This is a genomic window from Lentzea aerocolonigenes, assembly GCF_000955955.1.
Classification (GTDB): domain Bacteria; phylum Actinomycetota; class Actinomycetes; order Mycobacteriales; family Pseudonocardiaceae; genus Lentzea; species Lentzea aerocolonigenes_A.
On the sequence record NZ_JYJG01000197.1, the window covers coordinates 1 to 12,898 of the forward strand.

Sequence of the window (12,898 nt, forward strand, 5' to 3'; positions counted from 1 at the left end):
AGGTGGATGAAGGTTCCCTTCATCGAGGCAATCAGAGCAGGTTGATCGAGCCGTGTGCGGAGCCGCCCGTGTGCTCGTTGTCGCCCGCGAACGAGGCCGTGAAGCCCTGCAGCAGGGTGTTCAACCCGACCAGCAGCGACACGTTCGCGTCGCACGTGGCCTTGCCGGACGAGTTGGTCGTGGCGGTGCAGAGCGGGCTGCCCTTGACCGTCTGGAACACGATCTTCGCACCGGCCACCGGCGCACCGGTGTGCGTTTCGGTCAGCGTCGCGTCGAGCGAGCGGACCGTGAAACCGACCAGCCGGAGTTGCAGCTGGGCACTGCCCGCGACCAGCTTGGCCGCGGCGGGCGGCACGAAGTGGATCGCGATGCCCACCGGCTTGTCACCGACCGGGATCGACCCGGTGACCGTGTTCGACGCCGTGCTGATGATCGACACCGTGTCGCTGTCGAAGTTCGTGACGTAGGCGGCCGACCCGTCCGGCAGCAGCGACACGCTGATCGGCCGCTCGCCGACCGGGATCCGCGGGAGGATCTCGGTGTTCGTCGTCAGGTCGACGACCGACACCGAGTTCGACACGCTGTTCGTCACGTACGCACGGGACCCGTTCAGCGCGATGCCGTGCGGGAAGTCGCCGACGCCGATGGTGGCGGCGACCGTGCGAGAAGCCGTGTCGACGACGGAGATGTTGTTCGAGGTCCTGTTGACCACGTACGCGCGCGAACCGTCGGGCGACAGGGCGAGCGCGGTCGAGTTGCTGCCCGTGGGGACCGTGGCGACGACCGCGTTGGCCGTCGTGTCGATCACCGAGAGCAGGCCGGCGCCCGCGCGGTCGTGCGTCACGTAGACGGACTTGCCGTCCGGGGCGACGCTCACACCGTCGGGACGTTCGGTGACCGCGATCGTCGCGGTGACCGTCCGCGTAGCCGTGTCGACCACGGAGACCGAGTTGCCGAAGTAGTTCGTGACGTAGACGAAGCCGCCGCCGGGAGCGACCGCGACGCCTGCCGGGTGGTCCCCGACCGGGATGGACGCGTCGACGGTGTTCGTCGGCGTGTCGATCACGGTGAGCTTGTTGTCGTTGGAGTTCGTCACGTAGCCGCGGGTCCCGTCGAACGCGACCGCTGCCATGTACGGCGAGTTCGCGCCGCTGTCAGCGATCGTCTCGGACACCGCGTTCGTGGCCGTGTCGATCACCGACACCCCGCCGCCGTTGTTGGCGACGTAACCCAGCACCCGACCGGCGGGAGCCGCCGAGGCCGGGGTCACCACCAGTGCCGCGGTGACGGCAGCAGCCGTCACCAGTGGACGCAACCGCATGTTCAATGCCTCCTGGCGCGCGTCATCCCGACCTGGTCAGGACATCGCGGCCGAATGGGCGGACGTTAGCCTCTTTTCGAACCAATGCCCGGCATACTTTGCGTCGTTGTAGTTCTCGATCTCGACGAAACCCCGTTTGGCGTAGAGGTTTCTGGCTTCGACGAGGTCGTCGCGCACGTCGAGTCGCAACGCGGTGACGCCGAGTTTCAGGGCTTCCGCCTCTATCGCTCGCAGCAGTGCGGATGCGGCGCCCTGGCCGCGGAACTCCTTGCGCACGAACATCCGCGTCAGCTCGCCGGTGGTGCCGTCCAGGAAGCGCATGCCCAGGCAGCCCGCCTGCTCACCGTTCTTCGACACCACGAGGAACACCGGCACGTCGCTGTCCTCCTCATCGCGCTGGTACTGCGCGACTTCCTCGGCGACGTCGTCCCTCCCCCGGTAACGACCGATGATGTCCACGTAGAAGTCGCGGTTGATGTCCGAGTCCGCCGCCCACGTTTCGGCCGTCACGATCCAGTTGGTCATGGCTTCATCCTGCATTCGCCGTCCACTGTGATTCAGGTCACTGCAACACTGTGAGTGCGGGAAGCCAACTGGGGGCGTGATGTTCGCGGAGTTGTTCGACGAGCACGCTCAGCCGCTGCACCGATATCTGGCGCGGCGCGTGGGTGTCGACGTGGCTGACGACTTGGTCAGCGAGACGTTCCTGGCCGCCATGCGTTCTGCCGCGGCGTACGACCCGGCACGTGGCGGCGTCGTCGGCTGGCTCTACGGCATCGCGACGAACCTGTTGCGCGCCCACGCCAAACGCGAGGTCCGGCTGTTGCGCACCGCCGAACGCTACGGCGTCGACCTGGGTGTCGCGGAGACGCTGGAGCACACGGTGGTGACGCGGATCGACGCCCGCTCGCACCTGCGGCTGATCGCCGGCGAGCTGGCCCGGATGCCTCAGGCGGACCGCGACCTGTTGCTGCTCGTGTCGCTGGCCGGTCTCACCGTCCAGGACGCGGCCGAGGCGCTCGGCCTGAACCCCGGCACCGCCCGGTCCCGTCTGCACCGCCTGCGCACCAAGCTGAAGGAACTGGAGCTCCGCCATGCGTGACCTGCTGGACGACGACCTCGCCGAGCTCTACCCGGTGCGGCCGGCCGACGACGTGCGGCTGGCCAGGTTGCGCGAACAGCTCTTCTCCGAGCAGCCGAAACGCCGCACGCGCAGGTGGATCGGCATCGCCGCGGCGGCCGCCGGGGTCGTCCTGGTCGCCGGGCTCGTGGTGTACCTGCGGCCGGCCTCGCACAACGCGCCGGTCGCGACGATGCCGACCGCGCCCGCGACCTCGTTGGTGGAGGCGGCGGGCCTGCTCGAGACGTCCGGGGAGCCGCGGGGCAAATACCGGCACATCAAGTACGAGGTGTGGCAGACGTACAGCACCGGCGAGGCAGGCACCCCGAGCTTCGGCGCCACGCAGTTCGAGTACCAGACCGACGTGTGGCTGCCCGTCGCGCCCAGCCAGAACCCCGTGGTCACCCGCAGGCTCACCGGTCGCCAGCGGGCGATCGCAGGCGTGCAGAAGCGGGCTGAGGACTACCACATCTACAAGGACGACAAGGGTCCTGGCCTCTGGGACTCGTTGTGCACGCACACCCCGTGCCACGAAGTGGGCATGTTGAACCCGCTGCCGGTGGAGCCGGCGGAGAAGCTGGACAGCGCGGCGAAGACGTTGATGTCGCCCTTCACCACCAACCAGGAGAAGGCGGGACTGTACCGGCAGCTCGCCGCCGTCCCCGAGATCCGCTACGACAACGGCACGGTGACCACTGCGGGGCCGACGCGGTTCACCCTCGATCCGGCGACCGGTGAGGTGGTGAGCGTTGAGGAGCGGAAGCCGAACACGAGGTTGATGTCCCCGGACCTGGTGACGCTGGCGGTCACGATCACCTACGAGTGGACTGATCAGCGGCCGTCGTAGGAGCGCGGCAAGTACCACGCCAGAGCGGCACGCAACTCGATCACGTCACGCTCGCGCCGCCGCCTGGACCGCTCGTGCGCGATCGGAAACACCCGCACCCCGCCGTGGTGCGCGCCGAAGAAGCGGCGCGGTGCCGGGTCCTTCAGCCAGACGACGACCCACGGGCGTTTCTTGTGCGGCACGACCCGGACGCGGGCCAGCTCGTACCACCAGTACTGGTGGAACTTGCCGTTGCGCGTGGTGGCGATGCCCTCGCGGCTGATCTCGATGACGACCTTGCTGCGGGCGGCGGCGCCGAAGAGCCGCACGGCGCGCACCACCAGCACGCAGAACGCGGCCAGCGCCAGCAGCTGGGTGGCGCCGTTGGCGTGGGCGGCCGGGTCGGCGATCGCGGCGGCCAGCAGACCTGCGGCGAGGTTCGTGAGGCCCCACGCGAACGGCACGATCCGCGACGTCGAGAACGTCGCCGCCGCTGGCGTCATCGGCGCGGGCAGCTTCGAGGTCGGCGGCTTCGGGGAGACGACCTGGGCCAGCAACCGGGTCACCTCGGTCGGGTCCGGGCGACGAGCGGGGTCGCGGTGCATGCACTTCTGCACCAACGGACGCAGCGGTTTCGGCACGCCGTCCAGGTCGGGCTCGCCGTGAGCCGCCCGGTAGAGCAGAGTCGCGGTCGGCCCCTCGCCGAACGGCCCCTTGCCGGTCGCCGCGTACACCAGGACCGCGCCGAGAGCGAAGACGTCGGAGGGACACCCCACCTCCTGGCCCGTGATCTGCTCGGGCGACAGGAAGCCGGGCGTGCCGAACACCATGCCGGTCTCGGTCAACGCCGTGTGCTCCATCGCGCGCGAGATGCCGAAGTCGATCACGCGCGGGCCGTCGGCGCCCAGCAGCACGTTGGACGGCTTCAGGTCGCGGTGCACCAGCCCGGCGCGGTGGATCGCGGTCAGGGCCTCGGCGAGTCCCTCTGCCAGGCGGCGCAGGTGGTGCTCCGGCAGCGGGCCGTGCCGTTCGATCGCCTCCTGCAGGGTCGGACCGGGCACGTACTCCGTGGCCATCCACGGGCGGGCCGCGCGCGTGTCGGCGTCGACGACCGCCGCGGTGCCTGCCGAGCCGACCGCGCGGGCCATCTGCACCTCGCGGCGGAAGCGTTCGCGGAAGCGGGGGTCGTCGGCGAGCTCCGCGCGGGCCACCTTCACGGCGACCTGGCGTCCGTCGCTGCCTTGGCCCAGGTAGACCGTTCCCATGGCACCACGACCAAGCCTGCCGAGCAGCAGGTAGTCGCCTATGCGTTGGGGTTGGTCCACCTTCACCGGATCGAGGGTAGCGGGAGTTGGGCGCGAATCCGCACATCTGAGTAGATCTACGTAGGCTTGTCACCCATGAGCCGGACCCGCTTGTACCGCAACGGCGAACTCGTGGACCACGGCTTCCCGGTCACCGAAGTCGCGCGGCACCTTCAAGATCCGACCGCGGTCGTGTGGTTCGACCTCTGCTCGCCGTCGGAAAGCGACATAGGTCTGCTCAGAGACGAGCTGGGCCTGCACGAGCTCGCGATCGAGGACGCGCTCGGCGAACGCCAGCGCCCCAAGCTCGACCGCTACCCCACCCATCTCTTCATGACCGTCCACGCGGCCGAGTACGACCACGAGATCAGGACCACGGAGATCGACGTCTTCGTCACCGGACAGGCGCTCGTCACCGTCCGCGAGAACGAGTCGTACGACATCAAGAACCTCCAACGCCGCTGGGACAGCGCCCCGGACCTCGCGACGTCCGGCGTCGGCTTCCTGCTGCACGGCCTGCTCGACGACGTGGTGGACACCCAGTACGCCGCCGCGCAGAAGCTCGACGAGGCCATCGAGGACCTGGAAGACCAGATCTACCAGGAGAAACCGCACGTCGGGCACAAGGCGATCAAGATGCGCCGGTCCCTGGTGCAGCTGCGCCGGGTCGCGTTGCCGATGCGCGAGGTCCTCGGCTCGCTGATGCACAAGGACCACTCCATCGTGGACGACGCGATGATGCCGTACTACCTGGACGTCAAGGACCACACGCTGTTCACCGCCGAGCTCACGGAGTCGATGCGCGAGCTGGTCACGAACCTGCGCGAGGCCGAGGTCGCGGTGCAGGGCAACCGGCTGAACTCGATCATGAAGAAGGTCACCAGCTGGGCGGCGATCATCGCCGTGCCGACCGCGATCTCCGGCTACTACGGCATGAACGTGCCCTACCCCGGTTTCGAGCAGAAGTGGGGCTTCTGGGTGTCCACGCTGGGTATCTTCGCCCTCTCCTACCTCCTGTACGTGATGTTCAAGCGCCGCGATTGGCTGTAAACGATGAAGATCCACCTGACCAGGCAGAACGAGCTCGCGATCATCACGATCGACGCCCCGCCGCTCAACCTCTACGCCCTCGACCTCGACGCCGAGTTCCACGACGCCCTCGACGAGCTGGGGGACGCGCGGACGTTGCTGATCAACGCGACCGGCCGGGTCGTCAGCGGCGGTGTCGACGTGTCGCTGTTCGCCGCGCAGGAGTACCGCGAGGACGCGCAGGCGCTGTTCGACCGCATGCTCCTGCTGCCAGGGCGGCTCGCCGCGCTGCCGATCCCGACCGTGTTCGCCGCGCACGCCCTGTGCCTGACCTGGGCGTTCGAGCTCGCCGTGGCGTGCGACATCATCCTCGCCGCCGAGAGCGCCAAGTTCGGTCTGGTGGAGAAGGTCGTGGGCCTCACGCCGACGATGGGCGGCACGCAACGCCTCGCCGCCCGTGCCGGAGTGGGGCGCGCCAAGGAGTTCGTGATGACGGGCGACCTCTACGACGCCGTCACGCTCGAACGCTGGAACGTCGTGAACCGGGTGCTCCCGGACGAGGGATTCCCATTGGCCGCCGAACAGTTCGCGCTGAGCCTGGCGGTCGGCCCGACGAAGGCGCACGCCGCGACCAAGCAGGTCCTCGCGCACTTCGAGCACGGCGGTGTCCCGGAGGCGGACGCGCACGTCACCACGATCGCGTCCGCGCTGTTCGAGACCCAGGACCTGCCGCGAGCGGTGCACAGCTTCCTCACCGACGGCCCCGGCAAGGCCACGTTCCAGGGCCGCTGATCAGGCGTTCTCCCGGAACTTGAGCCAGCGCGAGCTCAGCCCGTCCCAGATCTCCTGGTACCGCAGGAACATCTCCCGCACCCGCTCGGGGTCGACGTCCTCGGGCGGGGTCGAGGCGATGTAGTAGCCGAGGTCGTCCTGCAGCCGGTGGAACTTGTAGCTGGCCTCCTCCATCAGCACCCAGAGGGATCGCCACGCGAAGAACGGCTCCAGCGCGCTGACCACCGTGACGATGGCCACGAGCGAGAACGCGGTGCCCGTCCAGGGATCCAGGTTCTGCAGGCCGAGGATGATCGTCGAGGCCGCCGACAGCACCAGCGTGGTCAGCCGGACCGTCACGGACTTCCAGCGGAACCGGTGTTTGCGGGACCGGGCGTAGGTGTGGCCGCGCTCGATCTGGTCGCGGAGGTGGTGGGCGAGTTCCAGCGGCTTCAGGCCGGACGGCAGGTCGGTCACGCGCGAGACATTAGTTAGCGGGTACCTTCCGCGCGTGCAGTTCGCCGGACCCAGAACCCTGATGGCCGTTCACGCCCACCCCGGCGACGAGTCGACGTCGACCGGTGGCGCGCTGGCCCGCTATGCCAGGCACGGAGCCAGAACCGTGGTGGTGACGTGCACCAACGGCGAGTTCGACGACGCCGCGAACGGTGCGGTGCCGGGCGAGGTCGGCCACCACCCGCAGGCCGTGGCCGCGCACCGGCGCGCGGAGTTGATCGCGGCCTGCGATGTGCTGGGCGTCACAGACCTGGAACTGCTGGGATATCACGACTCCGGCCACACCGGCGAGGTCCCGGCGGGCGGGTTCTGCACGATCCCGGTGGAGACGGCGGCGGGCCGGCTCGCCGCGCTGATCGAGCACTACCAGCCTCAGGTGGTGCTGACCCACTACAGCTCGCACCGCGACCACATGCACGTCTGCCGGGTGGCCGGGCTCGCGGTCCGCCGCACCGGCATCCCGGCCAAGCTCTACCTCACCGCGCGCGAGGGCTCGACCACGATCGACATCAACGAGGTCGCGGACGTGAAGCGCAAGGCGTTGCGGTGTCACGCGAGTCAGCAGGTGCACGGAGCGTTCTCCCTGCAGGAGCAGTACTTCCGCGAGATCGACGTCACGGACGCGCCGCTGCCGGAGACCGATCTGTTCGCCGGGATCGTGACCAGCGGACCGGACCTGCCGCGCTGGTGAGACCGCGCTCGGGCGGTCTCACCTCACGCAGGTCCTCAGATGCCGAGCCCGGACAGCAGTCCCTGTACGAGACCGGCCGCCTGGGAGAGCAGGCTGCTGGCCTGGTTGACGAGACCCATGACCGTGTCCATCAGTGCGCCCATCTTCTGGGATCCTCCCGACAAGACCCGGTGAGCTCGTCCCACCGGGTGTTGCCGGGAATCAAAGCGCTAGCACACGAAACTCGCGCGCCCACTCACACCATTGAGCTAAAAGGACTGTCTTGAATGGACTGCACCAGGACCTAACGACGGCCGAGCGACGTGCAGGTGAAGCCCGCGCGGCGGATGACGTCCGGGTCCAAGAGGTTCCTGGTGTCAACGACAACCGGCTGCCGCACGGCCTCGGCGAGCCGCGCCCAGTCCAGCGAGCGGAAGTCCGGCCACTCGGTCAGCACGACGAGCGCGTCGACGTCCTTGGCCGCCTGGTACGGATCGTCCACAACGGACACATGACCGAGGTCCGTGCCACCGGCCAGCGCCGGGTCGTAGCCGACGAGGTCCGCACCGGCCTGCTTCAGCAGCGCGGCCACGGCCAGTGCGGGCGAGTCGCGCAGGTCGTCCGTGCCGGCCTTGAACGTCAGGCCGAGCAGTCCGAGCCGCACGTGCGACAGCGAGCCGCCGCGCTTGCCGGTGACGGCGAGGCGGACCTTCTCGACCATCCGCGTGCGCTGGCGCTCGTTGGTGTCGATCGTGGCGCGCAGCAGGCGGAACTCGAAGTCGGCGGCGTCCGCGGCCTGGAGCATCGCGTGCGTGTCCTTGGGCAGGCACGAACCGCCCCAGCCCGGGCCGGGCGAGAGGAACGCCTGGCCGATGCGCTTGTCGTAGCCCATGCCCTCGGTGACGTCGGTGATGTTCGCGCCGAGCCGCTCGCACAGCTCCGCCACCGCGTTGACGTACGAGAGCTTCATCGCGAGGAAGCAGTTGGCCGCGTACTTGACCAGCTCGGCCGACGCCGCGTCCGTCAGCACCGTCGGCGCGCCGAGGCGTGCGTAGAGGGCCGCCACGCGCTCGGCAGCGTCCTGCTGGTCGCAGCCGACGACGATCCGGTCCGGGTTCAGGAAGTCGTGGACCGCGGAGCCCTCACGGAGGAACTCGGGGTTCGAGACGACTGCCACGTCGTCACGGCGGAGCAGCTCGGCGGTGCGGATCGACGTTCCGACGGGCACGGTGGACTTGTTCACGATCACGCAGCCGGACGGCAGCAGGTCGCGCGTCTCGTCCACAACGGACTCGACGGCCTGCAGGTCCGCGACGCCGCCGACACCCATCGGCGTGGGCACGCAGAGGAACACGACCTCGGCGTCGGCCACCGCGGCCGACGCACCGAGCACGAAGGACAACCGGCCGGACGCGATGCCCTCGCCCACCAGGTCCGCGAGCTTCGGTTCGAGGATGTCGACCTCACCGCGCGAGAGCCGTTCCACCTTGGCCTGGTCGACGTCCGCGCACACCACGCGGTGACCGAGCGACGCGAGGCACGCGCCGGTGGTCAGGCCGACGTACCCGGTGCCGACGACCGCGATCCTTCTGACGAACATCATTCTCCCGTTCGGTTGACGGCGAACGCACGAAGCACGGCGTCGTCGCTCACGTCGATCATCTTGTTGCCCCACTGGTCGGTGCCCGGGGTCAGCTCCGGCCTGCCGTCGGGGAACGGGCCCCGCGAGGCGAAACCGGTGAGCCCGTCGAACACCGCGACGTAGTTCTCGGCCTGCGGGCGCCAGTCGAGCTCGGCCTCGCAGCGGCGCCTGCCCTCGAAGCCGAGGCGGCCACGGCGTTCCGCGTCGTCGAGGAGGTCGAGCAGCGATGTCGTGAACGCCTCGACGTCACCCGGCTCGACGTAGACGGCGCAGTCGCCGGCGGACACCACGGTCTCCGTCAGCCGGTACGAGACGACCGGCAGAGCGTAGGCCATGTACTCCATGGTCTTGTTCATAGTGGACACGTCGTTCAAAGGCGACAACGGATCCGGGCCGAGGCCGGCCGACGACGTGGACAGGTAACGCGTGATCTGTTCGGGCCCGACGCGTCCGGTGAACTCCACGTATGGGTCGAGGCCCCACGCCGTGGCCTGCTTCTTCAGGTCTTCCAGGCAGTCGCCGAAGCCCAGCAGCGCGAAGCGGACGTCGGTGCGGCCACGGTCGAAGACAACTCTGCGTGCGACTTCGAGCACACCGTCGACGCCGTCCTGCGGGCCCATGATTCCCAGATAGGCCACCAGGTGTTTGCCGCCGCGCCGCAGCTCGTCCACACCCTCGACAGGTCGCATCACGGTGGTGTCCGGACCCGAGCGCACGACGGTGGTGTGCTCGGGCGGCACGGATCCGCGCGTCCACGCGATCTTCTGGTACGAGGTGTTGGTCGACGTCACCCGGTCGGCCGTGCGGAACGTCCGGCGCTCCAGCCACTTCAGGATCCGGTACTGCAGCTTGCCCGCCGCGCCCGTGGGCTCGCCGAAGCGCGACAGGAACACCTCGGGGTTGAGGTCGTGGTGGTCGAAGACGAACTTCACGCCACCGAGCCGCCACAGCAACGCGAGCGCCCAGTACGTGTCCGGCGGGTTGCACGCCTGCATGACGTGGAATCGCCTGCGGGCACGGACTTTCACGCTGAGCAACGCCGTGCGCACCCAGCAGTACAGGAACTCCCACGCGTATCCGAGCACACCTTCGGCCTGCGGCGGCGGAGCGTACTTGTACAGATGCACACCGTCGAGCAGCTGATAGGCGGGATCACCCGGACCTTTCGGGCAGATCACCGAAACCTCGTACCCGGCGGCGGTCAGGGCGCGGCATTCCAGCCAGACGCGTCTGTCCAGCGGCACCGGCAGGTTCTGCACGATGATCAACACGTGTGGAGCACTCAAAGGTCCCTACTTCCAACGGGGGCCGACGCCTCGTAGGTCGTCCCCGGCGCCCGAAGAGTTACGCGTGGCATTCAAAGGACCGGGATGCGGACGACCGTGTGCGCCCAGACGGTGTAACAGCGCCTCGGATCCGCCGATGTAGCAGTGGGGTATTCGCGCGTCCAGGCACTCCTGGAAGAAGGCGGTGTTTGGGTGTACGTGGCGTCAGCTCGGGCGGAGCACGGCAACAAGCTGGGTGGCGTGCCACGCGCGGTTGTCGCTGTCGGAGCGGTTTCGCTGCTCACGGACATTTCCTCCGAGATGGTCACGGCGTTCCTGCCGGTCTATCTCCTGTTCACACTTCACGTTGGTTACGTGCAGTTCGGACTGCTCGACGGCCTGTACACCGGTGCCACGGCGGTTCTGCGCCTCGTGGGCGGGCATGTCGCGGACCGGTTGAGGCGTCCCAAGGCCGTCGCGGGTGTGGGATATGCCATGTCCGCGGTCACGAAGCTGGCGTTCCCTCTCGTCGGCGCTTCGGCGTTCGGCATCGGCGGGCTGCTCGCCGCTGACCGTGCGGGCAAAGGTTTGCGCACTGCGCCGCGTGACGCCCTGATCTCGCTGAGCGTTCCCTCACACCAGCTCGGCACCGCGTTCGGTGTGCACCGCACGATGGACACCGTCGGCGCACTGCTCGGGCCGCTCGTGACGTTCCTGCTGATCACGAACCTCGGCACGCAGCCGGACCCGATCTTCATCGTGAGCTTCGCGTTCGCGCTGGTCGGCGTGATCACGCTGGTGTTCTTCGTCCGGGAGCGCCCGGCCGCACCGGCTTCGGCCAGGAAGGCGCCGGACATCAAGGCCGGTTTGGCGCTGCTGAAGGACAAGGCGTTCGCCCGCGTGACGATCGTGGCCGCGATCCTCGGCCTGGCCACGATGTCCGACGCGTTCGTGTTCGTGCTGGTGCAGAAGACGACCGACATCCCGCTGGGCGCGCTGCCGCTGCTGCCGCTGGGCACCGCTTTGACGTTCCTGCTCCTCGCGACTCCCCTGGGCCGGTTGTCCGACCGCCTGGGCCGCTGGAAGATCTTCTTCGCCGGTCACGTGTTGCTGCTCGGCGTGTACTTGTTGTTGCTGGCCCCCAGCGGTGGTTACACCGTCGCGGTCATCGCCCTGTTGCTGCACGGCGCTTTCTACGCCGCCACCGACGGCGTGCTGTCGGCGTGGGCCGGCTCGATGATCCCCGAGGACCTGCGCGGCTCGGGTCTCGCCGTGGTGCAGACCGGTCAGGCCATGGCGAAGCTGGTGTCCTCAGTCGCGTTCGGTTTCCTGCTGCAGTACGCGTCCGTGCTCGCCGCGGTCGCCGTGGCCGGTGGCGGGCTCGCCGTCTCGTTGCTCGTCGTGCTGGTGGTCAGAAGGAGAGCTGCCGCGTGAAGTCCTGGTTCGCCAGGCACCGCGTGTTGATCGGGGTGGTCCTGGTGGCGCTGGTCGTGTTCGCGACCGGCGGCTACGTCTACCGCACGGCCACCAAGCCGGTCGCACAGGTGCAGGCCCATTCCGGACGTCTGTTGACCCTCATCGACCAGAGAGGCGGCAACGACGCGGTGTCGACAGCCGAACTGTCCACAGCGGACGGTCCGCGAAACGCGACAGGCATGCGCTGCCAACGCGTCTACACCGCCGGCGGCACCACTGTCTGCCTGCGGCTCGCGGGTGTGGGGCCGACGTTCGAGGCCGCGGTGATGGACTCTTCTGGCAAGGTTCTGAAGACGATTCCGCTGCCCGGTGTGCCTTCTCGCGCCCGTGTGTCGGCTTCCGGCAAGGTCGTGTCGTGGACCGTGTTCGTGTCCGGTGACTCGTACGTGGCACCCGGCGGGTTCTCCACCCGCACCGGTTTCTACGACCTGCGCACCGACACCGTCGTCGAGTCGCTGGAAGTCTTCGGCGCGACCGTGGAGGGCAAGCCGTACAGCGCGGCCGACGTCAACTACTGGGGTCTGACGGTCGGTTCCGACGACCGCACGTTCTACGCGACCTTCCTCGGCGCGGGCCGGCGCTGGCTGGTCAAGGGCGACCTCTCGGCGCGCACCCTGGAGACCGTCCGCATCGGTCCCGAGTGCCCGTCGCTCTCCCCTGACGGCAAGCACATCGCGTACAAGAAGACGACGCGCTGGGTGGGCCGCTGGGAGCTCGCGGTGCTGGATCTCGCTTCCGGTCAGGAACGCGTGCTGCCCGACACTTCGGGAATCGACGACCAGGCCGCGTGGCTCGACGACAACACCCTCGCCTACGGCGCCATCTCCGGCTCCACGGGCAAGAGCTCGATCTTCCAGGTGCCAGCGGACGGCTCCACGAAGCCGACCTTGGTAGCAACGGAAGCCTCATCCCCGGTCCCCATGCCGTAGCTCGATGAAGGGAACCTTCATCCACCTCA

13 protein-coding genes are annotated in these 12,898 nt (G+C 68.6%); 7 read left to right on the plus strand and 6 right to left on the minus strand.

What is annotated here, in order from left to right:
- Positions 1-31: 31 nt before the first annotated feature.
- Both UK23_RS24930 and UK23_RS24935 read right to left on the minus strand, forming a co-directional pair.
- Positions 32-1,321: a YncE family protein gene (locus tag UK23_RS24930; RefSeq protein ID WP_045314050.1), complete on the minus strand. Its 1,290-nt coding sequence runs from the start codon at positions 1,319-1,321 to the stop codon at positions 32-34.
- 36 nt (positions 1,322-1,357) lie between these two features.
- Positions 1,358-1,846: a GNAT family N-acetyltransferase gene (locus UK23_RS24935; protein WP_045314051.1), complete on the minus strand. Its 489-nt coding sequence runs from the start codon at positions 1,844-1,846 to the stop codon at positions 1,358-1,360.
- A 79-nt stretch (positions 1,847-1,925) separates the two neighbouring features.
- Between UK23_RS24935 and UK23_RS24940 the strand changes: the two genes are divergently transcribed.
- Positions 1,926-2,423, plus strand: a complete 498-nt coding sequence (locus UK23_RS24940) for an RNA polymerase sigma factor (RefSeq protein WP_156213366.1) — start codon at positions 1,926-1,928, stop codon at positions 2,421-2,423.
- Complete coding sequence (locus tag UK23_RS24945) at positions 2,416-3,288, plus strand: hypothetical protein (RefSeq protein ID WP_045314053.1); 873 nt, start codon at positions 2,416-2,418, stop codon at positions 3,286-3,288. Before UK23_RS24940 ends, UK23_RS24945 begins: the two co-directional genes overlap by 8 nt.
- Here the strand turns inward: UK23_RS24945 and UK23_RS24950 are convergent.
- Positions 3,273-4,598, minus strand: a complete 1,326-nt coding sequence (locus tag UK23_RS24950; RefSeq protein ID WP_045314054.1) for a serine/threonine-protein kinase — start codon at positions 4,596-4,598, stop codon at positions 3,273-3,275. The genes UK23_RS24945 and UK23_RS24950 overlap by 16 nt on opposite strands.
- Before the next feature lie 69 nt (positions 4,599-4,667).
- On the opposite strand from UK23_RS24950, the gene UK23_RS24955 reads away from it, so the two are divergent.
- Positions 4,668-5,621 (plus strand): magnesium transporter CorA family protein, encoded by a 954-nt coding sequence (locus UK23_RS24955; RefSeq protein WP_156213367.1) that lies wholly within the window; start codon positions 4,668-4,670, stop codon positions 5,619-5,621.
- Between the two features lie 3 nt (positions 5,622-5,624).
- Positions 5,625-6,392 carry an enoyl-CoA hydratase/isomerase family protein gene (locus UK23_RS24960; protein WP_045314056.1) on the plus strand — a complete coding sequence of 256 codons (768 nt, stop codon included), beginning with the start codon at positions 5,625-5,627 and terminating at the stop codon, positions 6,390-6,392.
- Here UK23_RS24960 and UK23_RS24965 read toward each other — a convergent pair whose 3' ends face one another.
- Entirely contained in the window at positions 6,393-6,848 is a 456-nt protein-coding gene (locus UK23_RS24965; protein ID WP_045314057.1) for an SLATT domain-containing protein, read from the minus strand.
- A gap of 34 nt (positions 6,849-6,882) precedes the next feature.
- Between UK23_RS24965 and UK23_RS24970 the strand changes: the two genes are divergently transcribed.
- The gene (locus UK23_RS24970; protein ID WP_052685010.1) at positions 6,883-7,578 is read left to right on the plus strand and encodes a PIG-L deacetylase family protein; all 696 of its coding nucleotides are present in this window, start codon (positions 6,883-6,885) and stop codon (positions 7,576-7,578) included.
- Between the two features lie 283 nt (positions 7,579-7,861).
- Here the strand turns inward: UK23_RS24970 and UK23_RS24975 are convergent, their stop codons facing one another.
- A complete protein-coding gene (locus UK23_RS24975) occupies positions 7,862-9,157 on the minus strand; it encodes a UDP-glucose dehydrogenase family protein (protein ID WP_045314062.1) in 1,296 nt (431 codons plus the stop codon).
- A complete protein-coding gene (locus UK23_RS24980) occupies positions 9,157-10,485 on the minus strand; it encodes a glycosyltransferase family 4 protein (RefSeq protein WP_045314058.1) in 1,329 nt (442 codons plus the stop codon). The genes UK23_RS24975 and UK23_RS24980 overlap by 1 nt, the downstream gene beginning before the upstream one ends.
- A 192-nt stretch (positions 10,486-10,677) precedes the next feature.
- Here UK23_RS24980 and UK23_RS24985 point away from each other — a divergent pair, with 192 nt between their 5' ends.
- Both UK23_RS24985 and UK23_RS24990 read left to right on the plus strand, forming a co-directional pair.
- Complete coding sequence (locus tag UK23_RS24985; protein WP_045314059.1) at positions 10,678-11,898, plus strand: MFS transporter; 1,221 nt, start codon at positions 10,678-10,680, stop codon at positions 11,896-11,898.
- The gene (locus UK23_RS24990) at positions 11,895-12,869 is read left to right on the plus strand and encodes a hypothetical protein (protein WP_045314060.1); all 975 of its coding nucleotides are present in this window, start codon (positions 11,895-11,897) and stop codon (positions 12,867-12,869) included. Before UK23_RS24985 ends, UK23_RS24990 begins: the two co-directional genes overlap by 4 nt.
- Positions 12,870-12,898: the final 29 nt, after the last annotated feature.